The sequence below is a fragment of the Xanthomonas sp. CFBP 8443 genome (assembly GCF_025666195.1).
In the GTDB taxonomy this organism is placed as follows: Bacteria; Pseudomonadota; Gammaproteobacteria; order Xanthomonadales; family Xanthomonadaceae; genus Xanthomonas_A.
The window spans coordinates 3,757,460-3,781,069 of record NZ_CP102592.1; the positions used below are offsets into that span (position 1 = coordinate 3,757,460).

The following is a 23,610-nucleotide window of genomic DNA, read 5'->3' on the forward strand; positions in this document are numbered from 1 at the left end:
GTCCCCTTTTGTTTAAGCTGGAGTTGCAACGGATGTCGATGTCCTGGGCGAACCTGCGCTACGCCCTGAACCGCCTGACCGGCCTGCTCCGGCGCGGCCTGGCCAGCCTGCGCACGCGCGGCTGGCGCAGCACCTGGCAGCGCCTGCGCGTGCATGCGCAGCCGTTGCCGCCGCCGCGGCGCGCGCTGTTCGCGGTCGCGCCGCGGCCGTTCGCGCCATTCGCGGTGCCGGCCAGCGACGCGCCGCTGGCGAGCATCGTGATCCCGGTCTACAACCACATCGCGCACACCCTGGCCTGCCTGCGCGCGCTGGCCGCGCACCCGCCGGCGGCGGCCTGCGAGATCCTGGTGATCGACGACGGCAGCAGCGACGAGACCGTGCAGTGGCTACCGCAGATCCAGGGCCTGCACTACCACGTGCGCAGCCAGAACGGCGGCTTCATCGCCACCTGCAACGACGGCGCGGCGCGCGCGCGCGGCAAGTACCTGGTGTTCCTCAACAACGACACGGTGCCGCAGCCGGGCTGGCTGGACGCCCTGCTGGACACCTTCGCGCAGGTGCCGCAGGCCGGCCTGGTCACCGCGCAACTGCTGTACCCGGACGGGCGCCTGCAGGAAGCCGGCGGCGTGGTCTTCGCCGACGGCAGCGCCTGGAGCTACGGCCGCTTCGAATCGCCGGACGATCCGCGCTACGCCTACCTGCGCGCCATCGACTACGGCGCCGGCGCGGCGCTGGCGATCGAACGCGCACGCTTCCTGGCGCTGGGCGGCTTCGACACGCGCTACATGCCGGCCTACTACGAAGACACCGACCTCGCCTTCGCCGTGCGCAACGCCGGACTGCGCACCCTGCTGCAGCCGGCGAGCCAGGTGGTGCACGACGAAGGCACCAGCAACGGCACCGACACCGGTAGCGGAATCAAGGCGTATCAGGTGCGCAACCGCGCCGTGTTCGCCGACAAATGGGCCAGCGTGCTGGCGCAGCAGCCGGCGCCAGGTACCACGCCGACACCGGCGCTGTTGCACCGGCACCAGCGCCAGGTACTGATCATCGACGAGGCGCTGCCGCAACCGGACCGCGACTCGGCCTCGCTGCGCCAGCTCAACCTGATCCGCCTGCTGCTGCAGGAAGGCGCGCACGTGGTGCTGGTGCCCAGCGGCCGCGAATACGCCAGCCGCCACAGCGAGGCGCTGCAGCGGCTCGGCGTGGAGGTGTGGTACGCGCCGTACCTGAAGAGCCTGAGCGGATTCCTGCAGGAGCATGGCGCGCGCTTCCACGCCGTGCTGCTGGTGCGCCACCACGTCGCCCACGCCTGCCTGCCGCTGCTGCGCCGCTTCGCGCCGCAGGCGCGGCGGCTGTTCGACACCGTCGACCTGCACTACCTGCGCGAGCGCCGCGGCGCCGAGCTGGCCGGCGACGCACGCCTGCTGCGCGAGGCCGAACGCACCCGCGCGCGCGAACTGGAGGTGATGGCCCAGGTCGATGTCACCGTGCTGGTCAGCGAGGTCGAACGCGCGCAGTTGCAGCGCGAAGCGCCGCAGGTGCGCACCGCGCTGATCTCCAACCTGCACGAGGTCGCCGGGCCGGGCCTGCCGTGGGCGCAGCGCCGCGACCTGGTGTTCGTCGGCGGCTTCCGCCATGCGCCCAACGTCGACGCGATGCGCTGGTTCCTGCAGGAGGTGTTTCCGCCGCTGCGCGCGCTGCTGCCGGAACTGCGCTTCCACTGCATCGGCGCCGATATGCCCGAGGACATCCGCCGCCTCGGCACGGCCACGCCCGGGGTGGAGCTGCTCGGCCACGTGCCGGACATCGTCCCCTACATGGACGACATCCGCATCGCGGTGGCGCCGCTGCGTTTCGGTGCCGGGGTCAAGGGCAAGGTCAACCTGAGCATGGCCCACGGCCAGCCGGTGGTGGCCACCCCGTGCGCGGTGGAAGGCATGCACCTGCGCCACGGCGAGGACGTGCTGATCGCCGAGACCGCGCCGCAGTTCGTCGCTGCACTGGCGCAGCTGTACACCGACGAGACGCTGTGGAACACGCTGGCGGGCAATGGCCTGCGCAACATCGCTACCCACTTCTCGCTGGATGCGGCACGCGCCACGGTGCGACAGGTGTTTCTCGACTAGGACGTTGCGGCGTTGGCGGCCGCTGCCGGCAGCGCAGATGCAGCGGCTCGGAGCGGCCCGAATGACCGATCGCCGCCCAGCCGTATCGCGTCGGGGCTGAAGCCCCTCCCACAGTGCACCCGGCAAGCTCGCCGCAAGTCCCTGTAGGAGCGGCTTCAGCCGCGACGAGCGAAGTCGGAAACTACCAAGGCCTCGCCTACTGTCAGGGCTAAAGCCCTTTTACAGTGCATCCGGCAAGCTCGCCGCAAGCCCGTGCAGGAGCGGCTTCAGCCGCGACGAACGAAGCCGGAAACTACGACAGCTGCGACCACTGCCGGGGCTGAGCCCCTCTTACAGGTGCACCCAGCGCGTTGGCCGCGAGCCTCTTGTGGGAGCGACTTCAGTCGCGACGAGCGAAGTTCGGAACTGCCACGGCGTCGGCCACTGCCCTGACTTGAGCCCCTCCTGCAGTGCACCCAGCGCGCTGGCCGCGAGCCTCTTGTGGGAGCGGCTTCAGTCGCGACGAGCGAAGTTCGGAACTGCCACGGCGTCGACCACTGCCGGGGCTGAGCCCCTCCTGCAGTGCACCCAGCACGCTGGCCGCGAGCCCCTCTTGTGGGAGCGACTTCAGTCGCGACGAGCGAAGTTCGGAACTGCCACGGCGTCGGCCACTGCCCTGACTTGAGCCCCTCCTACAGTGCACCCAGCACGCTGGCCGCGAGCCCCTCTTGTGGGAGCGACTTCAGTCGCGACGAGCGAAGTTCGGAACTACCACGGCATCGGCCACTGCCCTGACTTGAGCCTGCAACGTACCAGCAGCCAGCAGAAGCGATTCCGGGCGGTCTCGCACCATCGCCCGGGGCGAAACAGCGGCGGAACGGTGCGCTTCGCCAACCATCGGAACGAATCCCAAGGGTCCAACATCCCTCCTGCAGCAATCGGATTCTCTGCGCAAGACGCTCAGCGCCCAGGCGACAAACTCCGCAAGCGCTGTGCGAATGCCGCCAGCTCCGGCGTACCCGGATCGATCGCGCGGGCGCGGCGCAGTGCCTCGCGTGCGAACTCGGCATCGCCAGCGCTCAAGCGTTCGTCGCCGACCGCGAGCCAGCGCTGCGCCAGCCGTCGCCGCGCCGCGGCCACGCCGTTGCCGCCCGGCGCCAGCGCCCGCCACGCGTCGTAGCACGCGCTCGCCGCCAGCACCCGGTTGCCGCGCAGTTCGTCGTCGAAGCACTGCCGCAGCGCCGCCAGCACGCGCTGCTCGGCGCTGCGCACGCGCGCATCGCGCGGCGCCAGCACCTGCGCCGCCAGCAGCGTGTCGTAGGCGCTGGCGCCAGGTGGGGTCAGCCAGTCGCCGCGCGCTTCGGCGGCCTGCAACGCCGCCAGCAACGCCTGCAGGCGGCGTGCGCGCTCGGCTGGCGAGAGCCGCGACTGCAGCGTGGCCTGGCTCTGCCGTGCGCGCGCCAACGCCTGCCGCGCATCGGCGAGCGCGCGGCTGTCGGGCGCCAACGCCTGCCCCTTCTGCAAGGCCCGCTCGGCCTCGGCAAAACGGAAATCGGCGGCGGCACGCATGGCCTGCGCCGCGTATGCGGCGGCCACGCGTTCCTCGCCGTCGCCCACGCCGGCAGCGTCCGGCGCGGCGGCGCGCAGCTTGGCGAAGGCGCGCGCCGCCGCGTCCAGGCGCTGCCGGCGCAAGGCCAGTTCGGCCTCGCGCTGCAGCGCTTCCAGTGCCCGGTTCAGCGCCGCCTGCGCCGCGGGTAGATCGACATGCCCGGGGTCGTAGTCGCGCGCGCTGGCGACCAGCGTCGCGGCCGCCGGCACGTCACCACGCGCCAGCGCCGCCTGCGCCCGTTGCAGCAGCTCCGACAACGCATCCTCACGACCTTCCAGCGCTTCGGTGCGTTCCGGCGCGAACTCCAGCACCTGCCGGTACAGCGGCAGCGCCGCATCGGGCGCGCCGTCCAGGCGCCCCTCGCCGCGCGCCTGCGCCGCGCGTTGCAGCAGTTGGTCGAGTCCGGCATGCGCGGCCTCGCGCTGGCGCAGCGCGGCCTCGATGCGGTCGGCCTCGGCGCGCGGCACCTGCAGCGCGCGCGCCAGCGCCAGCGCCGAGCGCACCTGCGCATAGCGTCCCGCCGCCAGTGCCGCACGCGCCTGGCCGAGCGCGGCGCGGCCGGTCGCGGCCAACCCGGCACGCGCCTGCAGGCGATCGCCATCCAGCGCCAGCGCGGCCTCGAACCGCTCGCGCGCGCCGCTGCCGTCGGCCACGCTGAGGCGGCCGGCGCGCAACGCGGCATGGCCCTGGTCGAGCAGCTGCTGGATGCGCGTCTCCGGCCACAGCAGATCGGCCAGCGGGCGGCGGAACACCACCAGGGTCATCGCCACCAGCAGCAGCGCCGCCAGCGCCCAACGCCAGACACGGCGATCGCGCCACAGCGGCACCCGTCGCTGCGGGCGCCGGCGTTCGTCCTTGATCTGATCTGGCGGCTTGCTCACCGCGCAAGCTTAACGCGCGCGCATGACGAAGGCCTGTTGCGGTGAGTCCTGCGCGCCAACACGGCATTGCGGATCCGGCACCGGGCCCAGTCGCCCCTGCTCGCCGCCCGCCCTCAACCCAGGCGCCGTGCCTCGTCCACGCCGGGCAGCGCGTCGAGCTTGCCGAGCAGGGTCGACAGCTGGCCGTAGTCGCCCACCTTCAGCCGCAGGCGCAGCTGCGCGCGGCCGCTGTCGCGCACGTTGTCGCTGTTGATCTCCAGCACGTGGGCGTCCTCCTGCGCGATCAGGTTGGTGATGTCCTTGAGCAGCCAGCGTCGGTCCATCGCCCGCACCAGCACGTCGACCTCGTAGCCGCCGCCGGCCTGGCCCCACTCCACCGGCAGCACCCGCTGCGGGCTGCCGGCGGCGAGCCGGGCGAAGGCGGCGCAATCGACACGATGCACGGTGACGCCACGGGTGCGGGTCAGGTAGCCGGCGATCGGTTCGCCGGCCACCGGCTGGCAGCAGCGCGCCAGCTGCACCAGCAGGTTGCCCACGCCCTGCACGGTGAACTTGGACTTGGCCAGTCCGCTGCGGCGTGCGGTCGGTCGCGGCAGCGCCGGCGCCGCCGGCTGCGCCGCGGCGCGCTCGGCCTCGTGCAGGGCGCGGCCGACCTGGCTGGGGCCGACGTCGCCCAGCGCGACCTGGATGTACAGCTCTTCGATGCTGTCGGCATGGAATTTCTTCGCCGCCGGCAGCAGGTCGGCATGCTGCAGGCCCAGGCGCTTGAGCTCGCGCTCGAGCAGGTCCTTGCCGGCCTGCACGTTGCGCGCGCGGTCGAGCTTGTGGAACCAGGCGCGCACCTTGTCGCGCGAGCGGCCGCTGGCCAGGTAGCCGTTGGCCGGCAGCAGCCAGTCGCGGCGCGGCTCGGCCTCCTTGCCGGTGAGGATCTCCACGCGGTCGCCGCTGCGCAGCTTGTGGGTCAGCGGCACGATGCGGTTGTTGACCTTGGCGCCGCGGCAGCGATGCCCGACCATGGTGTGCACGTGGTAGGCGAAATCCAGCGGCGTGGCGCCCTGCGGCAGGTCGATCACCTCGCCCATCGGGGTCAGCGCGTAGACCCGGTCCTCGACCAGTTCGGCATCGAGCGCGCCGGCCAGCCCGCCCTGCTCGCCGTCCTGCGACTGCTCCAGCAGCTGCCGCATCCAGGTGATCTTGCGGTCGAAGGCCTTCTCCGCGCCCTTGCCGCCTTCCTTGTATTTCCAATGCGCGGCCACGCCCAGCTCGGCCTGCGCATGCATGTCGTGGGTGCGGATCTGCACCTCGATCGTGCGCCCTTCCGGACCGACCACCGCGGTGTGCAGCGAGCGGTAGTCGTTGGCCTTGGGCCGGGCGATGTAGTCGTCGAACTCGCTGGGCACTGGCGCCCACAACGCATGCACCACGCCCAGCGCGGCGTAGCAGGCGGCGACGTCGTCGACCATCACCCGCACCGCGCGCAGGTCGTACAGTTGGTCGAAGGCCAGCCGCTTCTTCTGCATCTTCCGCCAGATGCTGTAGATGTGCTTGGGCCGGCCGCTGATTTCCGCGCGCAGGCCCTGCTCGCCCAGCGCCTTGGACAGGAGCTTCTTGACCGCCTCGATGTAGCGCTCGCGCGCCACCCGGCTCTCGTCCACTTCGCGCGCGATGCGCCGATAGGTGTCCGGCTCCAGGTGGCGGAACGCCAGGTCCTCCAGTTCCCATTTCAGCTGCCAGATGCCCAGCCGGTTGGCCAGCGGTGCGTGGATGTCGCGGGTCAGCTGCGCCAGCGCGCGGCGCTGCGCCTCGGGCAGCTTGTCGGCATCGCGCATCTTCGCCAGCTGCCGCGCCAGCAGGATCGGCACCACGCGCAGGTCCTGCACGATCGACAGCAGCAGCCGGCGCAGGCCCTCGCTGTTGCGCCCGGCCTCGCGCCCGGCATGCAGCGCCCACACCTGGTCGGCCGCATCCTGCCCGTCGAGCAGGCCGGCCACCGCCTGCGCCCGCGCCGGCGGCGCCACCGGCAACTGCGCCAGGTGCGCACGCAAGCCGGGCAGATCGAACAACAACGCGGCCAGCAGCGCCGCCTCGTCGGCGGACAGCAGCGCCAGCGCGTCCAGGGTGTCGGCCAGCACCGGCCACGGCGCGCGTGCGACCTGCTCCGGCTGCGCGTGCCAGGCCTGCAGCAGCGCCTCGCGCAGCGCGGGCGCCAGGACAGCCGCCGCCGGGCGCTGCAGCAGCGCCTCCAGGCCGGGATGGGAAGAGTGGTTCAAGGACGGGCATTCGTGGCGAAACAGTGCCGCCTACACTAGCGCGCTTGCGCGCTTTCCCACAATTGCACGCGGCGCTGCCGGCCGCCGTGGCGTCCGTTGCGCATACGCACCGCAAGCTCAGTGTGATGCGCTTGCGACTTGGCCTGCCTTACCGGAATTTTCACATCCACGGCGAGGGGCAGGCCTATTCTCGAAGTCGACGCCGTCGCCCCGCCGCAGGCGGATGCCGCCGTCGTCGCCCTGTCGTCCCACTCTGAAGAGGAATGCCCATGAAGCAGTGGAACAAGCCAGTGATCCGCGAGATCTGCGTCGGCGCGGAGATCAACTGCTACGCATCCGGCGAGCTTTGATCGCGCGTTAGCCCCTTTCCCGAAACGATGTGACCGGCCAGGCGCCGTAGACGGAGACCGGATGCACCTCATCGTATTGGGATCGGCGGCCGGCGGGGGGCACCCGCAATGGAACTGCCATACGCCCGCGAGCCTGCGGGCATGGCAACAGCTTGCGGGTGCCCAACGTCGCACCCAGGCCAGCATCGCGGTCAGCGCCGACAACCAGCGCTGGCTGTTGATCAACGCCTCCCCCGATTTCCGCCAGCAACTGCTGGCGACCCCGGCACTGTGGCCGCAACGCGACCTGCGCCATTCCCCGATCGAGGCCGTGCTGCTGACCAGCGGCGAGATCGACCATATCGCCGGCCTGCTGTCGATGCGCGAGAGCCAGCGCTTCGACCTGCATGCCAGCGGCCGCGTGCTCGACCTGCTGGCGCAGAATCCGATCTTCGACGCGCTGCACCCGGCCTACGTGCAGCGCCATGCCTTCGCCCTGGACACGCCGCTGTCGCTGCTCGGCCTGCAGGTGACCCCGTTCGCGGTGCCGGGCAAGGTGCCGTTGTTCATGGAGAGCCGCCACAGCGGCGACCTGGCCGGCTCCGACGAGGAAACCCTGGGCCTGACCATCGACGACGGCCACCATCGCCTGCACTACATCCCCGGCTGCGCGGCGATGACCGACGCGCTGCGCGCGCGCCTGCGCGGCGCCGAACTGGTGTTCTTCGACGGCACCCTGTGGCGCGACGACGAACTGGTGCAGCTCGGGGTCAGCGCCAAGACCGGCCAGCGCATGGGCCATCTCAGCATCGACGGCGAGGCCGGCACCCTGCGCGCGTTCGCCGACCTGGACGTAACGCGCAAGGTCTTCATCCACATCAACACCACCAACCCGATCCTCGACGCCGGCTCGGCCGAACGCGCAGCGGTGGCCGCGCACGGCTGGGACGTCGCCCACGACGGCATGGACATCGCGCTGTGAGCCATCCACCTGTGAGCATCCATCCGTGAGCGCCTTGCTCAGCCCCGACCAGTTGGAAGCGGAGCTGCGCGCGATCGGCGCGCGCCTGTACCACGACCAGCACCCGTTCCACGCGCTGCTGCACAGCGGCCGGCTCGACCGCGGCCAGGTCCAGGCCTGGGCGCTGAACCGCTACGAATACCAGCGCTGCATCCCGCTGAAGGACGCGGCGATCCTGGCGCGGATGGACGATCCGGCGCTGCGCCGGATCTGGCGCCAGCGCATCGTCGACCACGACGGCAGCGCCGACGGCGAAGGCGGCATCGCGCGCTGGCTGCACCTGACCGACGCGCTGGGCCTGGACCGCGAACTGGTGCAGTCCGGCCGCGCCCTGCTGCCCGGCACCCGCTTCGCGGTGCAGGCCTACCTGCACTTCGTGCGCGAGAAGAGCCTGCTCGAGGCGATCGCCTCGTCGCTGACCGAACTGTTCGCGCCGGGCATCATCGGCCGCCGCGTCGCCGGCATGCTGCAGCACTACGATTTCGTCTCGCGCGAGGCGCTGGCGTATTTCGAGCACCGCCTGCACGAGGCGCCGCGCGATTCGGACTTCGCCCTGGACTACGTCAAGCGCCACGCCGACACGGTCGAGAAGCAGCAACTGGTGCAGGACGCGCTGCGCTTCAAGTGCGGCGTGCTGTGGTCGCAGCTGGACGCGCTGCATTTCGCCTATGTGCAACCCGGCGTGGCTTGGCCGGAGGCGTTCGCCGCCGCGCCGGCGCAGGCGGTGGCATGAGCACGCTGGCGCCGGCCAGCTGCCCGCGGCTGGCCGCCGGCGTGCGCCTGCAGCACGATCGCGCCCGCGCGCAGTGGGTGCTGCTGGCGCCGGAACGGGTGATCGAACTGGACGAGATCGCGCATGCGATCGTGTCGCGCTGCGACGGCGTACGCAGCCTCGCGGCGATCGCGGCCGAACTGGCCGCGGAATTCGACGCTGACCCGGCCGAGGTCGAGCGCGACGTGCTCGAGCTGGCCGCGCAGCTGCACGACAAACGCCTGCTGCGCGCATGAACGCGACCGTGCCGCCGCCGCTGTCGCTGCTGCTGGAGCTGACCCACCGCTGCCCGCTGGCCTGCCCGTACTGCTCCAACCCGATCGCGCTGGCCGCGCTGCGCGAGGAGATGGACACCGCCGGCTGGCGCTCGGCGCTGGACCAGGCCGCGGCGATGGGCGTGCTGCAGGCGCATTTCTCTGGCGGCGAGCCGATGCTGCGCAAGGACCTGCCCGACCTGGTCGCGCATGCGCGCGCGCTGGGCCTGTACAGCAACCTGATCACCTCCGGCGTGGCCGGCGGCGCGCCGATGCTGGCGCAACTCGCCGACGCCGGGCTGGAGCACGTGCAACTGAGCGTGCAGGACGCCGATGCCGCCGGCGCCGACCGCATCGCCGGCTACCGCGACAGCCTGGCCAAGAAGCGCGCGTTCGCCGCCGCGGTCACCGCGCTCGGCCTGCCGCTGACGATCAACGCGGTGATCCACCGCCACAACGCCGAACGGGTGCCGGCGATGATCGAACTGGCGCTGGAACTGGGCGCCGAGCGCCTGGAAGTGGCGCACACCCAGTACTACGGCTGGGGCCTGCGCAACCGCGCCGCACTGATGCCCAGCCGCGCGCAGATCGACGCCACCGTGGTCGCGGTGACCGCGGCGCGCGAGCGCCTGCGCGAGCGCCTGACGATCGATTTCGTCACCCCCGACTACTACGCGCACCGGCCCAAGGCGTGCATGGGCGGCTGGGGCCAGCGCTTCGTCAACATCTCCCCGCGCGGCGACGTGCTGCCCTGCCACGCCGCCGAGACCCTGCCGGACATGGTGTTCGAGAACCTGCGCGAACGGCCGCTGGCAGCGATCTGGCAGGACGGCGAGGCGTTCGTGCGCTTCCGCGGCACCGCCTGGATGCCGGAGGTCTGCCAGGGCTGTCCGAAGCGCGAGATCGACTGGGGCGGCTGCCGTTGCCAGGCGCTGGCGCTGAGCGGCGACGCGGCGACGCTGGACCCGGTCTGCGAGCGCGCGCCCGAGCATGCCGACCTGCAGGCGCTGGCCCAGCGCGAGGCGGCCGACGCGGCGCCGGCCTTCGTGTACCGGCGCCCGGCGCGACCGCACGCCGCCACCGAGCCCAGCACCGGCTGAGCGCTGGGGCCCTGCCCGCCGCCCGCGCCAACCGCGATCCGCGACGGCGTGGATGGCGCGCAACCCGGCACGACGGCGCGCCGCCACCCACCCGGCACCGGCGGCGCGGCTTGCGACTACACTAGCCCGCATCCCACTGCCCGGATCCCGCCATGCTGCTTGCGCGCCTCACTCCCCTGGTCCTGTGCGCGGCGCTCGCCGTGTCCGCCGCTCCCGCCGCCGCCCAACGCACCGTCGCCGGCGACCTGCAGACGCAGATGTCGGCGCAGGAGTTCAAGGCCGCCGGCCTGGACAAACTGTCGCCACAGGAACTGGCCGCGCTGAACGATTGGCTGCAGGGCAAGGTCGCCAAGGAAACCGCGGTGGCGCTGGAGAAGGCCAAGGAAGAAGGCCGCCAGGAAGTGATCGTGAAGAACCGCGGCTTCTTCGACTTCGGCAGCCAGGAGCCGATCGTCAGCACCCTGGTCGGCGACTTCACCGGCTTCTCCAAGGGCCGCCGCTATGTGCTGGCCAACGGCCAGGAATGGGAGCAGACCGAATCGGCCAGCCTGAGCAGCGTGCACCGCAGCGCGCCCAAGGTGCGGATCAAGCCCGGCATCGCCGGCGTGTGGTACATGCAGGTCGACACCTACAACACCCAGGCCAAGGTCCGGCGCGTCAAGTAAGGCGCGTGCCGTGAACGTGCGCCAGCACCCGCGGCTGGGCCTGGCCGACGCCTCGCACAGCCTGGCCGACGCGCTGCGCCGGCGCTTCCGCGCCAGCGACGTCTGGTTCATCGCGCTGGCGCTGCTGGTCGGCCTGATCGCCGGCCTGCTGACCCTGTTGCAGAGCGGCCTGGCGCACCACGCGCAGGCCTGGTTGTACGGCCTGGACGCCGACGCCCGGCTCAGCGCGCTGCCCGAACTGAGCCTGGGCCAGTTGCTGGTGTTGCCGCTGGGCGGACTGCTGGTCGGCCTGCTCGGCATGGCCGCACGCGCGCGCAAGCGCCAGCTGATCGATGCGGTCGAAGCCAACGCACTGTACGGCGGGCGCATGTCGATGCGCGACAACCTGATCGTGTCCGCGCAGACCCTGCTGTCCAACGGCTGCGGCGCTTCGGTCGGGCTGGAAGCGGCGTACACGCAGATGGGCGCGGGCAGCGGCTCGCACCTGGGGCGGATCCTGCGCCTGCGTCGCGCCGACATCCGCACCCTGGTCGGCGCCGGCGCCGGCGCGGCCATCGCCGCCGCGTTCGGCGCGCCGCTGGCCGGCGCGTTCTATGCATTCGAGATCGTGATCGGCGCGTACTCGCCATCGGCGCTGGCGCCGGTCGCGGTGGCGTCGCTGGGCGCGGTGTTCGTGGCCCAGGCCGCCGGCGTGCAGCCGTACCTGCTGCCGGCCTCGGCGGCGTCCGCGCTGGAAGCGCGCGACTACGCGCTGTACGCGCTGCTCGGCGTGATCTGCGCGCTGCTGGCGGTGGCGGTGATGCGCCTGGTCACGGCGATCGAGCAGGCAGTCAACCGCAGCCCGCTGCCGCGCTGGGCGCGGCCGGTAGCCGGCGGCCTGATGCTGATCCCGCTGGCGCTGATCACCCCACAGGTGCTCTCCTCCGGGCACGGCGCGCTGCACCTGGACCTGACCAGCCCGACCTCGCTGCAATGGCTGGGCATGCTGTTGCTGCTCAAGTGCCTGGCCTCTGGCATCTCGCTCGGCTTCGGCTTCCGCGGCGGCCTGTTCTTCGCCTCGCTGTTCATGGGCTCGCTGGTCGGCGGCCTGTTCGCCGGCCTGTTGAACCTGGGCAGCGGCATGGCCCTGGTCGACGGCACCGCCGCCTCGCTGGCCGGCATGGCCGCATTGGCCGCAGCCGTGGTCGGCGCGCCGATGACGATGGCGATGCTGGTGCTCGAAGGCACCCACGATTTCGTGCTGGCCAGCGCGGTGATGGTGGCGGTGCTGGTGGCCAACACCATCGTGCGCCAGGTGTTCGGCTATTCGTTCTCGACCTGGCGCCTGCACCTGCGCGGCGAGACCATCAAGAGCGCGCGCGACGTGGGCTGGGTCAAGCACCTGAGCGCCGGGCGGATGATGCGCAAGGACGTGCACCCGCTCGCCGCCGCCACCTCGGTGGCCGAGTTCCGCCGCCGCTTCCCGCTCGGCTCGGGCACGCGCGTGGTGCTGGAGGACGAACACGGCCACTACGCCGGCCTGGTGACGCTGGCCGCGGCCTACGCCGACGGCGTCGATGCCGACGCGGCGATCGCCGACTACGCCGGCAACCGCGATGTGGCGCTGCGCGCCGACACCGACGTGGTCACCGCGATGCGCCAGTTCGACCTGACCCAGAGCGACGAACTTGCGGTGGTCGACGAACACGGCCAGATCCTCGGCGTGCTGACCGAAGGCTTCGTGCGCAAGCGCTACGCCGAGGAGCTGGACAAGCGCCAGCGCGAGCTGATGGGCGAGCGGGTGGATGATTGAGTGAGAGGCCGGGATTTGGGATTGGGGATTGGGGATTCGTAAAAGCGATTACGGATGTCTGATCGCGCGCTTTGCGCTTTTACGAATCCCCAATCCCGAATCACCGCAACTGAGCCACCCGCTGCGCCAGCTTCTTCGCCGAGATCCCGGCCTTGGCGCCCAGCTCCTGCGCGAACAGCGACACGCGCAATTCCTCCAGGTCCCAGCGCAGCGCCTGCCATTGCGGATCGCCGCTGCGCCCGGCCGCGGCGGCGGCAGCCAGCGCGTCGACGAACGGCTTCAATTCCAGCATCCGCGCCTGGTCGCGCGCCGGGTCGCGCTTGGCGCGTTCGGCGCGCAGGATCATCGCGCGCAGGTAGCGCGGGAACTGCGCCAGCGCCGTCGCCGGCGTCTCGCGCAGGAAGCCCGGATGCACCAGCGCCGCCAGCTGCGCGCGCAGGTCGTCGAGGTTGCCGCTGGCCCAGCCCATCAGCGGCGATTCCAGCTGCGGCTTCAGTTCCGCCGCCGCGCCCATGATCGCCTCGGCCAGTTTCAGCCGCTCCATCGCCTCGCCGAACAGCTGCTTGCCGGCGGCATCGCGGCGCTGGGCGAAGCTGCCGGGGTCGCGGATCGCGTCCAGGCCATCTTCGAGCAATGCATTCAACGCCGCATCGACCAAATCGCCGCGCAGCCGCTCCTGCGACTCGATCGCCGCATACAGCAGCCCGGTCTTCGGCGACACCGGCAGTTGCTTGCGTGCCTGCTTGACCTTGTCCGCCAGCGCGATCTCCAGCAGCCGGCGCACGCCGCGCGGATGTTCGGCCTCGGCCTGCGCGCGGTCGGCGAAGATGCGCAGCGCCGCGGCCTCGCCTTCGTCGACCAGCGCCGGATACGCCGGCACGCCGGCTTCGCCCGGCACCTGCAGCGGGATCGGCGCGGACGGGAATTCGCGCAGCCCGTCGGCGGCCATTTCGCGTCCGGCGCGGGCCGCGAACGCCTGCCCGGCGCGGTCGCCGAAGCGCGCGCGCAGCGCCTCCAGGTCGCGCGCTTCGGCCAGCACTTTGCCGGCGTCGTCGCGCAGCCGCAGGTTCATGCGCAGATGCGGTTCCAGCGTGGTCTCGTCGAAGTCCAACGCACTCAGCGCCGCGCCGGTGGCGCGCTGCAGGAAACGCGCCAGCTCGCCGCGGATGTCGTCGGCGCTGGGCTGCGGGAACGCCTCGTAGAAGGCGCGGGCGAAATCCGGCGCGGGCACGTAGTTGCGGCGCAGCGCCTTGGGCAGGCTACGAATCAGCGCCGCGGCCTTGTCGGCGACGAAACCCGGCGCCAGCCACGACAGCCGCGCCGCATCCAGCGCGTTGAGCAGGTGCAGCGGCACCTCCAGGGTCACGCCGTCGTCGGCCGCGCCGGGCTCGAATTTATAGTGCAGCGCCAGCCGCGCGTCGCCCAGCGCGAAGTACTTCGGATAGCGATCGGCCTCGCTGCCCTCGCCCGGCAGCAGGTCGGTCAGCGACCAGTGCAGCGCGCGCCGCTGCTCCGGCGGCAGCGCCTTCCACCACGCGTCCAGGCCGGCGGCGGAGTGGATCTCGCCCGGAATCCGGTCCAGGTACCAGCGCGCCTGCCAGTCCTCGTCGGCGACGATGCCGGCGCGGCGCAGCTTGGCTTCTTCCTCGTGCGCCTGCGCCAGCACCTTCTGGTTGTCGGCGACGAAACTGGCGCGGGTGTTGATCTCGCCCGGCACCAGGCCCTGGCGCACGAACAGCTCGTGCGCGCCGGGCGGATCGATACGGCCGTAATGCACCGGCTTCTTCGGCGCCAGCACCAGCCCGAACAGGCTGATCTGTTCGGAGGCCAGCACCTGCCCCTGCGCGCGCGACCAGTGCGGGTCGAAGTGCTTGCGCGCCAGCAGGTGCGGCAGTTCGGCGATGACCCAGTCCGGCTCGACCGCGGCATTGGTCAGGCCCCACACCTTCTGCGTGTCCAGCAGCGTGGCCGGCAGCACCCACGGCGGCGGCTTGCGGGCAAGCGTGGAGCCGGGGAACAGCAGGAAACGGCGCTGCCGCGGCGCCAGGAAATCGCCCTTCTCGGTGCGATGGCCGACCTGCGTCGGCAGGCCGGCGAGCAGCGCGCGATGCAGCGCCTGGTAGGCGGCGGCGCGTTCGCGCTCGCTCGCACGTGGCGCGTCGTCGGCCGCATTGGCCGGCGGCGCGGGCCTGGTCTCGACCGGCGCCGCCGTCGGCTCGCTGCGCCCTTCGCGCGCCAGCCGCGCGGCACGGTGCAGCTGCCCGCGCGTGGCCCGCGCATTGGTCTCGGCATCGCGCGCCGGCGGCAGCGACGCGGCGCCGGCCAGCAGCGGCAGCAGCGAGGCCGCCGCCGGCTCCTCGCTCCAGCCCAGTTCCTCGCACAGCAGGTGCAGCTGGCGGTGCAGTTCGCGCCACTCGCGCATGCGCAGGAAGCCGAGGAACTGCCGCCCGCACCAGTCGCGCAGCTTGGACTGGGTCAGCTCCTCATGCGCCTGCCGATAGCCGTCCCACAGGCGCAGGATGCCGACGAATTCCGAGCGCGCATCGGCGAACTTGGCGTGCGCGTTGTCGGCCGCCTCGCGCGCTTCCGGCGGGCGCTCGCGCGGGTCCTGGATGCCCAGGAACGCGGCGATCACCAGCATCGGCCGCAGGCAGCCATGCTGCTGCGCGGCCACCAGCATCCGCGCCAGCTTCACGTCCACCGGCAGCCGCGCCATCTTGCGGCCGGTCTCGGTGAGCTTGCGCAGGCCATGCCGGTCGGGCTCGCCGACTGCGCCCAGCTCCACCAGCTGCTGCCAGCCGTCGGCGACCGCGCGCTCGTCCGGCGGCTCCAGGAACGGGAAATCCTCGATCCGCCCCAGGCCCAACTGCAGCATGCGCAGGATCACCCCGGCCAGGCTGGAGCGGCGGATCTCCGGATCAGTGAATTCCGGCCGCGCCTGGAAATCGGCCTCGGCGTACAGCCGGTAGCAGATACCTTCGGCCACGCGCCCGCAGCGGCCCTTGCGCTGGTTGGCGCTGGCCTGCGAGATCGGCTCGATGTGCAGCCGGTCCAGCTTCTGCCGCGGACTGTAGCGCTTGACCCGCGCATAGCCCGGATCGACCACGTAGCGGATCCGCGGCACCGTCAGCGAGGTCTCGGCGACGTTGGTGGCCAGCACCAGGCGCCGCCGCGGGCCGGGATTGAACACCCGGTCCTGGTCGCTGTTGGACAGCCGCGCGTACAACGGCAGCACCTCGGTCTCGCGGTACTTGCGCCGCTCCAGCGCCTGGTGCGCATCGCGGATCTCGCGCTCGCCGGGCAGGAACAGCAGCACGTCGCCGCGCGGATCGAGCCGAGTGATCTCGTCCACCGCCGCCACGATCGCATCGTTGACTGTGAGGCCGGGATTGGGGAGTCGGGAGTCGGGAGTCGCAACCGCAACGGCCGTTCGCGGCGAACGCTGGCCTTCTCGCGCTTCTGCCAATCCCGAATCCCCACTCTCCAATCCCGGCTCTTCCAGCGGTCGGTAGCGCACCTCCACCGGGAAGGTGCGGCCCTCGACGCTGATCACCGGCGCGCCGTCGAAATGTTCGGCGAAGCGCGCGGTGTCGATCGTCGCCGAGGTCACGATCACCTTCAGCTCCGGGCGCTTGCGCAGCAGCTGCTTGAGGTAGCCGAGCAGGAAGTCGATGTTGAGGCTGCGCTCGTGCGCCTCGTCGACGATGATCGTGTCGTAGCTGGACAGCCAGCGGTCGCTGGCGATCTCGGCCAGCAGGATGCCGTCGGTCATGAACTTGATCCGGGTCTCCTCGCCGACCCGGTCGTTGAAGCGCACCTGGAAGCCGACCACCCCGCCCACCGGCGTGCGCAATTCCTCGGCCACGCGCGCGGCCACCGCGCGCGCGGCGATGCGCCGCGGCTGGGTGCAGCCGATCATGCCGGCGGCGCCGCGGCCGGCGGCCAGGCACAGCTTCGGCAGCTGGGTGGTCTTGCCCGAGCCGGTCTCGCCGGCGATGACCACCACCTGGTGCGCGCGGATCAGCGCCACGATGCGCTCGGCCTCGCGCGCGATCGGCAGCTGCTCGTCCAGGGTGATCGCCGGCTGCGCCGCCGCGCGCGCCTCGCAGCGCGCCCGTGACTGGCCCAGTGCCTGCTCGAACGCGGCCTCCGCTGCGGGATTGCCGGGCGCGGCCTGCCAGCGCGACCATAGGCCGAACAGGCGGCCGCGGTCGCGGGTCAACGCCCCGTCGATCGCGTCGCGGCGCTCGCGCAGGCGGGCGGGCAATTGTTTTTCGATAGTGCTCATCAATCGGGTGCCGTTGAACTTTGAATAACAGCGCATGCTTTAGTCTGTCTATTGTGACGCCATATCGTTCCCAACCCCTCAAGAGGATTCCCCGATGGCCAAGAGCAAGACCCCCGGCAAGACCAAGAGCCTCGCCACCAAGCCGCTGGCGGCGCTGGCGCCGTCCGCGCCCAACATCGATATCGGGATCAGCGGCGGCGACCGCAAGAAGATCGCCGACGGCCTGTCGCAGTTCATGGCCGACGCGTTCACCCTGTACCTGAAGACCCACAACTTCCACTGGAACGTGACCGGGTCGATGTTCAATTCGCTGCACCTGATGTTCGAGACCCAGTACACCGAGCAGTGGGCCGCGCTGGACGATGTCGCCGAGCGCATCCGCGCACTGGGCTTCAACGCGCCCGGCTCGTACAAGGAATTCGCCGCGCTGACCTCGATCCCGGAAGAGCCGGGCCTGACCGACAGCGCCGACTGGCGCGAGATGGTGCGCCAGCTGGTGGTCGGCAACGAAGCGCTGTGCCGCACCGCGCGCAAGGCGCTCAAGACCGCCGACGACGCCGGCGACGATCCGTCGGTGGACATGCTGACCCAGCGCTTGCAGACCCACGAAAAGTACGCGTGGATGTTGCGGTCGCTGCTGCAGTAAGGGTACGGCCAGGCCTGCGCAGCAGGCATGGCCTCCCGGAGTTTGCGCTGCAAACTCCGGGCCCCAGCAGCATGCTCCCGATCCCCGCGCCTTCGGCGCCCCCCCCCTTACCAAGGGGGCTTGCACGCCGGGGCTTCAACGCAAGCGCCCGGGTCGCAAGCGTCGGGCATACTGGCGGGCGGAGCAGCCGCTCCGCCTACATGGACGTTCGATGGCCGCCCCGTTTCCGTATCCCTCGCTGCGTCGCCCACTGCTGGCCATCGTGCTGGGCTGCGCCGTTGGCATCGCGGCTGGTTTGGCCGCGGGTTTTCATGCCTGGTGGCAGCTCGGCGACTCCGGCGTGCCCACCAATAGTGGACATGGGCTGGTCGCGTTGCTGCTCGCGGTGCTGACCGTGATCGGCTACAGCGTCGGTTTTCTCGTGCCCGCGCTGAACTGGTTCGCCGGGGTGTGGGCCGCCTGCGTCGCCCTGGCCCTGGCGGTGGACAGCTACCAGCCGCAGCAGCGCAGCGTGCCGAAGATGACCGCGCTGGCCTTGCTGCTGCTGGCGAGCGGCCTGGGCGTGCTGGCGGTGACGTGGTGGGCGCGCGGATACGACCCCGACCATCCGGCGCAGCTGGTGGCGCTGATCGCGCCGGCGCTGGCGTGTTCGGCAGGGCTGCTGGTCGCGCTGCCGGTGCTGGTGATCGGCCACTTCGTCGGCAGGCGCCGCGCGCGTCGGGCAATGCCGACGCATGCCGCATCGCTTGCCTGACACCGCGGAGCACGGTGGCGCCGCTCTGGCGCACTTGACCTACGCGGTATCCTAGGCGCATGCAATCTTCCGCTCATTCCGTGCTCAGCCGCGTGTTCGGCTACGACCAGTTCCGCGGCCCGCAGCAGGACATCGTCGAACATGTCGCCGCCGGCCAGGACGCGCTGGTGCTGATGCCCACCGGTGGCGGCAAGTCGCTGTGCTACCAGATTCCTTCGTTGCTGCGCGACGGCACCGGCATCGTCATCTCGCCGCTGATTGCGCTGATGCAGGACCAGGTCGAAGCGCTGCGCCAGCTCGGCGTGCGTGCCGAGTACCTCAATTCCACGCTGGATGGCGAGACCGCGCAGCGGGTCGAACGCGAACTGCTGGCCGGCGAGCTGGACCTGCTGTACGTCGCCCCCGAACGCCTGCTGACCCCGCGCTTCCTGTCGCTGATCGAGCGCAGCCGCATCGCCCTGTTCGCGATCGACGAGGCGCACTGCGTGTCGCAATGGGGCCACGATTTCCGCCCCGAATACCGCCAGCTGACGGTGCTGCACGAGCGCTGGCCGCAGACCCCGCGCATCGCCCTGACCGCCACCGCTGATCCGCCGACCCAGCGCGAGATCGCCGAGCGCCTGGACCTGACCCAGGCCCGCCACTTCGTCAGCTCCTTCGACCGCCCCAACATCCGCTACACCGTGGTGCAGAAGGACAACAGCAAGCGCCAACTGCTGGATTTCCTGCGCGCGCACCGCGGCAGCGCCGGCATCGTGTATTGCCTGTCGCGGCGCAAGGTCGAGGAAACCGCCGAGTTCCTGGCCAAGGAAGGGCTCAACGCCCTGCCCTACCACGCCGGGCTGCCGGCCGAGGTGCGCGCCGGCAACCAGCGCCGCTTCCTGCGCGAGGACGGCATCGTGATGTGCGCCACCATCGCCTTCGGCATGGGCATCGACAAGCCGGACGTGCGTTTCGTCGCGCATACCGACCTGCCCAAATCGCTGGAAGGCTACTACCAGGAAACCGGCCGCGCCGGCCGCGACGGCGAAGCCGCCGAGGCCTGGCTGTGCTACGGCCTGGGCGACGTGGTGCTGCTCAAGCAGATGATCGAGAAGGGCGAGGCCGGCGAAGACCGCAAGCGGGTGGAGCGGCGCAAGCTCGACCAGCTGCTGGGCTACTGCGAATCGATGCAGTGCCGGCGCCAGGTGCTGCTGGCCAGCTTCGGCGAAACCTATCCGCAGCCCTGCGGCAACTGCGACAACTGCCTGACCCCGGCCGCCGCCTGGGACGCCACCGTCGCCGTGCAGAAGGCGCTGAGCTGCGTCTACCGCAGCGGCCAGCGCTTCGGCGTCGGCCACCTGATCGACATCCTGCGCGGCAGCGACGGCGAGAAGATCAAGCAGTTCGGCCACGACCAGCTCAGCACCTACGGCATCGGCAAGGACCTGGACGCGCGCGCCTGGCGCGGCGTGTTCCGCCAGCTGGTCGCCACCGGGCTGCTGGAGGTGGACAGCGACGCCTACGGCGGGCTGCGCCTGACCGACGCCAGCCGCCAGGTGCTCAAGGGCGAGCGCCAGATCATGATGCGCCGCGAGGCGCCGACCCGCGGCCGCGAACGCGGCGACCGCAGCGGCAGCCCGCGCACCGGCGTGCCGGTGCAGCCGCAGGACCTGAGCCTGTTCAACGCCCTGCGCGACCTGCGTGCGGCCCTGGCCAAGGAGCAGAACGTGCCGGCCTTCGTGATCTTCCACGACAGCACCCTGCGCAACATCGCCGAGCAGCGCCCGACCAGCCTGGACGAACTGGCCCACGTCGGCGGCATCGGCGGCACCAAGCTGGCCCGCTACGGCCAGCAATTGGTCGACATCGTGCAGCAGCAGGGCTAGCTGGGCTGGCCTGGCGGCGGACGTTTGCCGCCGCATCGCGCCCTGTGGCCGGCACCGGCAAGAAAATCCCCGGCCGCCGACAGGCCGGGTTCAACGTGGTATTGATAGCGTCGCGTTGTGGCGGCGCGCAGCTGCGGCTGCAGCCACCGAGCCCTTCTTTCCTTGGCGTACGTCCGATGAAGCGATCCCTCCTGCTTGCCTGCGCCCTGCTCGCCGGCCCGGCGATGGCGCAAACCTCCGCCGACAGCGGCAACAGCGACAGCGAAGCGGCCAAGCGCGCGCTGGACCTGAGCGTGCCGCAGCAGCCGATCACCTACGGCACCGACCCGGTGTACAAGGCCGACCCGCCGGGCGCCTACTACGGCGACACCAGCGGCACCTCGGCCTCGGCGCAGAAGGCCGCGGCCACCCAGGCCCTGGCCGAGGCGCAACAGGCGCGCGCCGACCGCTGCAAGGGCGACGTGCACGGCAGTGTCGCCACCGGCTTCGGCTATTCCTCGCGCGGCGGCAACAGCAACTACCAGGCCGCCAACCTCAACCTGTGCAAGACCTACTACAACGATGACGGCAAGCCGCGCGAAGTCGGCATCAGCATCAGCGTGGGCCAGAGCGAAGGCCATGGCGGCTATTACGGCCACGGCGGTTACGGCTATCCCTACGGCGGCTGGTAAGTAGCCGCCAGACGGCCGGCGCAGCGGCTGCCTGCCCGCACCGGCATCCGGCAGGCGAACGCCACGCATGGATTCCGGCGCGAGCGGCCGGAAAGCGCGATCGGATACCTAGCGCGATCGGACACCTGTTGCAGGCGCTGCTCGACAACGCCGCCGATGCCGGCGAACGCGCCGACCCGGCAAATGGCCCTAGTCAGCCAGCCACGAATGGCTGCACGGCCCGCCGCCATCCGCCGCGTCCGTCGTCCGACCTAGAACCATGCGGACACCGCGCCGCAACGCTGCACCTGCGGACGCGCTCAAGCGCGCGTCACGCAGCCGCCGCCGCTCAGAAATCCAGGCTGTAGCCCACCGTCAGCGTGCGCCCGCGCCCGGCAAAATAGCGATCCGGTTCGACCAGCGCGCTCTGCGAGTAATAGGTGATGTACTGGCGATCGAGCAGGTTGGCCACAGCCAGACGCAGTTCGCCCTGGCGCAGCCTGTAGTTCAGCGCGGCATCGACCAGCGCGTAGCCGCTGAACCGCTTCTGCGGATCGTCGAAGCTGCGGCTGAACGCGTATTGCGCCTGCACGAAGCTGGACAGCCGCGGCGTCCACTGCGACGACCAACTGCCGATGACCCGGTTGGGCGCGATGTTCAGCCCGTCCAGATGCGCGTCCAGGCTGCCGTTGCCGTCGCTGTCGTAGCGCCCGCGCGTATACGCATAGGCCAGGCCGAGGCGCTGCCGGTCGTTGAGCCGGTACTTGGCGCTGGCGTCCACGCCCTCGATGCGGGTCTTCTCCCGCGCCATCTGGAACGCGCCGTCCACCGCGATCACGCGGGTGCCGTAATCCGAGCGCGACTGGAACACGCCGACATCGACATCCCACGCATCGCCGCGCAGGCGCGTGCCCAGTTCGACGTTGCGGGTCAGCACCGGCTGCAGCGCGCTCAGGCTGGCGACGCTGGTGCCGGGCGTATTGATCGAGCGCAGCACGCGGCCCACGTCGGGCATGCCGAAGCCTTCGGAATAGCTGGCGAAGACACTGAAACGCTCGCTCGGCGCCAGCACCGCGCCGGCGTTGTACAGCGTCTCGGCGAAGGACAGGCTGCCGCCCTGCACCTGCACCCGGTTGTAGCGCGCCAGGGTCTGGTAGCTGTCGATGGTCAGCTTGGCGTCCTCGTGGCGCACGCCGCCATGCACGGTCAGCTGCGGCAGCAGCCGGTATTCGCCCTGCACGAAGGCGGCCAGGTCGCGGAACTCCGACTCGGGCACATAGGTGCGGCCGGTGCCGTACAGGTCCTGCTTGCCGCTGTCCCACAGGGTATCGACGCCGCCGGTGAGCTTGAGCCGGCCATCGAGCAGGTCGTCCTTGCCGAGGCTGGTCTTGGAACCCCACTTGGACGCGACCGAGCGCGACTGGTCGTACAGCGTGCCGTTGGGCGCGATGCGCGGGTCCTGGAAGGTGGCCGAGTTGTCGGCGCCGAACAGGCCCTCGAACTCCTGGTTGAACACCATCGCCTTCAGTTCCATGCCCGCCAGATCGTGATGGGCGTAGGACAGGCCGGTGGTCCACACGTCGTTCCAGGGCGGCGTGCCCTGCGGCCGGCCGCGCACCGAGGTGGTCGGGATGCCGAGATCGCGATCGCCGGCCACGCCGAGGTACTCGGCCTTGGACTTGATCCGGTAGCGGTTGGAACTGAACTGCAGCTCCTGCCGGTCGTCGATCCAGTAGCCCAGCTTGGCGTGCACGTCGTAGGCGCGCGTGGCCATCAGATCGCCCTGGGTCACGTCGGTGCCGATCGCGCGTCCGTCGCCGTCCAGGTACAGGCCCTGGTCCTCGTAGCCGACGGCGAGCAGGTAGTCGAGCTTGTCGCGGCGCCCGTCGATGCGGTAGCTGGTCCTGTAGCTCGCGGTCTCGGCATCGACGTCGGTGGTCGGCACGCTGGCCTGCACCTCGACATGCTGGTTGAGCGCGCCCGGCTGCGGGCGGCGCGTGACCAGATTGATGGTGCCGCCGGTGGCGCCCAGGCCGTTCATCGCGTTGGCGCCCTGGATCACTTCGATGCGCTCGACCATCGCATAGTCGATCGTGTGCGCTTCGCGCCCGGTCGGACGCAGCGGATTGGACTGCGGAATGCCGTCGACCAGGATCAGCGGCGTGCGTCCGCGCAAGGTCTCGCCGCTGCCGTTCATCTTGCCGCGGCTCGGCGTATACGACGGCAGCAGGCTGGACAGCAGGTCCGACGAATTGCTGCTGATGCTGAGCTGCTGGGCGATCTCCTGCTGGTCGATCACCACCACGGTCTGTGGCGCCGTGTCCGCGGGTTGATCGGTCCGCGATGCGCTGACGACCACGGCGTCCAGCGTTTGCGTGGAGGGCGACTGCGCCCGGGCATCGGGAATGGCGGCCGTCGCCGGCAGCATCGCGGCGAACAGGGAAAGCGGCAAACGCATCAATGGGTCCTTGGGACGAGACGGCGCCACCCAGGCGCCGTCGACTAACGAGAATGATTATTATACGCACACGTGCGATCCGACCGCCGCCGTCCCGCACCCGCGACTCCGCATTCGCGCTGGTCCGGCATGGCGCCAGCAGCAC

Annotated in this window: 16 protein-coding genes; 12 read left to right on the forward strand and 4 right to left on the reverse strand. The window is 71.0% G+C overall.

The window, feature by feature from the left end; genetic code table 11:
* Nucleotides 1-32 precede the first annotated feature (32 nt).
* Complete coding sequence (locus NUG20_RS15720; RefSeq protein WP_263395372.1) at nt 33-2,129, forward strand: glycosyltransferase; 2,097 nt, start codon at nt 33-35, stop codon at nt 2,127-2,129.
* Between the two features lie 939 nt (nt 2,130-3,068).
* On the opposite strand, the gene NUG20_RS15725 is transcribed toward NUG20_RS15720, so the two are convergent.
* Both NUG20_RS15725 and NUG20_RS15730 read right to left on the reverse strand, forming a co-directional pair.
* Complete coding sequence (locus NUG20_RS15725) at nt 3,069-4,481, reverse strand: hypothetical protein (protein ID WP_263398503.1); 1,413 nt, start codon at nt 4,479-4,481, stop codon at nt 3,069-3,071.
* Nucleotides 4,482-4,711: 230 nt separating this feature from the next.
* Entirely contained in the window at nt 4,712-6,868 is a 2,157-nt protein-coding gene (locus tag NUG20_RS15730; protein ID WP_263395373.1) for a RelA/SpoT family protein, read from the reverse strand.
* Between the two features lie 269 nt (nt 6,869-7,137).
* Between NUG20_RS15730 and pqqA the strand changes: the two genes are divergently transcribed.
* From pqqA to NUG20_RS15765, 7 genes are all read left to right on the forward strand, one after another.
* Nucleotides 7,138-7,218 (forward strand): pyrroloquinoline quinone precursor peptide PqqA, encoded by an 81-nt coding sequence (gene pqqA / locus NUG20_RS15735; protein WP_263398504.1) that lies wholly within the window; start codon nt 7,138-7,140, stop codon nt 7,216-7,218.
* A gap of 61 nt (nt 7,219-7,279) precedes the next feature.
* Nucleotides 7,280-8,179, forward strand: coding sequence for a pyrroloquinoline quinone biosynthesis protein PqqB (gene pqqB / locus NUG20_RS15740; protein ID WP_263395374.1), 900 nt, complete (start codon nt 7,280-7,282; stop codon nt 8,177-8,179).
* A gap of 25 nt (nt 8,180-8,204) precedes the next feature.
* Complete coding sequence (pqqC, locus tag NUG20_RS15745) at nt 8,205-8,951, forward strand: pyrroloquinoline-quinone synthase PqqC (RefSeq protein WP_263395375.1); 747 nt, start codon at nt 8,205-8,207, stop codon at nt 8,949-8,951.
* Nucleotides 8,948-9,226, forward strand: a complete 279-nt coding sequence (gene pqqD, locus NUG20_RS15750) for a pyrroloquinoline quinone biosynthesis peptide chaperone PqqD (RefSeq protein WP_263395376.1) — start codon at nt 8,948-8,950, stop codon at nt 9,224-9,226. The genes pqqC and pqqD overlap by 4 nt, the downstream gene beginning before the upstream one ends.
* On the forward strand, nt 9,223-10,344 hold the full coding sequence (gene pqqE / locus NUG20_RS15755; RefSeq protein WP_263395377.1) for a pyrroloquinoline quinone biosynthesis protein PqqE: 1,122 nt from the start codon (nt 9,223-9,225) through the stop codon (nt 10,342-10,344). The genes pqqD and pqqE overlap by 4 nt, the downstream gene beginning before the upstream one ends.
* Nucleotides 10,345-10,496: 152 nt before the next feature.
* On the forward strand, nt 10,497-11,009 hold the full coding sequence (locus tag NUG20_RS15760) for a hypothetical protein (RefSeq protein WP_263395378.1): 513 nt from the start codon (nt 10,497-10,499) through the stop codon (nt 11,007-11,009).
* A 16-nt stretch (nt 11,010-11,025) separates the two neighbouring features.
* A complete protein-coding gene (locus NUG20_RS15765; RefSeq protein ID WP_263398505.1) occupies nt 11,026-12,801 on the forward strand; it encodes a chloride channel protein in 1,776 nt (591 codons plus the stop codon).
* 100 nt (nt 12,802-12,901) lie between these two features.
* Here NUG20_RS15765 and hrpA read toward each other — a convergent pair whose 3' ends face one another.
* Nucleotides 12,902-17,089, reverse strand: a complete 4,188-nt coding sequence (hrpA, locus tag NUG20_RS15770) for an ATP-dependent RNA helicase HrpA (protein ID WP_263395379.1) — start codon at nt 17,087-17,089, stop codon at nt 12,902-12,904.
* A gap of 94 nt (nt 17,090-17,183) precedes the next feature.
* On the opposite strand from hrpA, the gene NUG20_RS15775 reads away from it, so the two are divergent.
* The 4 genes from NUG20_RS15775 to NUG20_RS15790 all read left to right on the forward strand — a co-directional run bounded on the left by NUG20_RS15775 (nt 17,184) and on the right by NUG20_RS15790 (nt 21,028).
* On the forward strand, nt 17,184-17,735 hold the full coding sequence (locus NUG20_RS15775) for a Dps family protein (protein ID WP_263395380.1): 552 nt from the start codon (nt 17,184-17,186) through the stop codon (nt 17,733-17,735).
* A 211-nt stretch (nt 17,736-17,946) separates the two neighbouring features.
* The gene (locus NUG20_RS15780; protein ID WP_263395381.1) at nt 17,947-18,489 is read left to right on the forward strand and encodes a hypothetical protein; all 543 of its coding nucleotides are present in this window, start codon (nt 17,947-17,949) and stop codon (nt 18,487-18,489) included.
* A 59-nt stretch (nt 18,490-18,548) separates the two neighbouring features.
* Complete coding sequence (recQ, locus tag NUG20_RS15785) at nt 18,549-20,357, forward strand: DNA helicase RecQ (protein WP_263395382.1); 1,809 nt, start codon at nt 18,549-18,551, stop codon at nt 20,355-20,357.
* 176 nt (nt 20,358-20,533) lie between these two features.
* The gene (locus NUG20_RS15790) at nt 20,534-21,028 is read left to right on the forward strand and encodes a hypothetical protein (RefSeq protein WP_263395383.1); all 495 of its coding nucleotides are present in this window, start codon (nt 20,534-20,536) and stop codon (nt 21,026-21,028) included.
* Nucleotides 21,029-21,356: 328 nt separating this feature from the next.
* On the opposite strand, the gene NUG20_RS15795 is transcribed toward NUG20_RS15790, so the two are convergent.
* Nucleotides 21,357-23,465 (reverse strand): TonB-dependent receptor, encoded by a 2,109-nt coding sequence (locus NUG20_RS15795; protein ID WP_263395384.1) that lies wholly within the window; start codon nt 23,463-23,465, stop codon nt 21,357-21,359.
* Nucleotides 23,466-23,610: the final 145 nt, after the last annotated feature.

Bases quoted from the DNA above. Each gene is read 5' to 3' on its own strand.
- recQ (WP_263395382.1), top strand. From the start codon at position 18,549: ATGCAATCTTCCGCTCATTCCGTGCTCAGCCGCGTGTTCGGCTACGAC.
- NUG20_RS15720 (WP_263395372.1), top strand. From the start codon at position 33: ATGTCGATGTCCTGGGCGAACCTGCGCTACGCCCTGAACCGCCTGACC.
- hrpA (WP_263395379.1), bottom strand. From the start codon at position 17,089: ATGAGCACTATCGAAAAACAATTGCCCGCCCGCCTGCGCGAGCGCCGC.
- NUG20_RS15725 (WP_263398503.1), bottom strand. From the start codon at position 4,481: ATGACCCTGGTGGTGTTCCGCCGCCCGCTGGCCGATCTGCTGTGGCCG.
- pqqE (WP_263395377.1), top strand. From the start codon at position 9,223: ATGAACGCGACCGTGCCGCCGCCGCTGTCGCTGCTGCTGGAGCTGACC.
- pqqB (WP_263395374.1), top strand. From the start codon at position 7,280: ATGCACCTCATCGTATTGGGATCGGCGGCCGGCGGGGGGCACCCGCAA.
- NUG20_RS15780 (WP_263395381.1), top strand. From the start codon at position 17,947: ATGGCCGCCCCGTTTCCGTATCCCTCGCTGCGTCGCCCACTGCTGGCC.
- NUG20_RS15790 (WP_263395383.1), top strand. From the start codon at position 20,534: ATGAAGCGATCCCTCCTGCTTGCCTGCGCCCTGCTCGCCGGCCCGGCG.
- NUG20_RS15760 (WP_263395378.1), top strand. From the start codon at position 10,497: ATGCTGCTTGCGCGCCTCACTCCCCTGGTCCTGTGCGCGGCGCTCGCC.
- NUG20_RS15795 (WP_263395384.1), bottom strand. From the start codon at position 23,465: ATGCGTTTGCCGCTTTCCCTGTTCGCCGCGATGCTGCCGGCGACGGCC.
- pqqA (WP_263398504.1), top strand. From the start codon at position 7,138: ATGAAGCAGTGGAACAAGCCAGTGATCCGCGAGATCTGCGTCGGCGCG.
- NUG20_RS15775 (WP_263395380.1), top strand. From the start codon at position 17,184: ATGGCCAAGAGCAAGACCCCCGGCAAGACCAAGAGCCTCGCCACCAAG.
- pqqD (WP_263395376.1), top strand. From the start codon at position 8,948: ATGAGCACGCTGGCGCCGGCCAGCTGCCCGCGGCTGGCCGCCGGCGTG.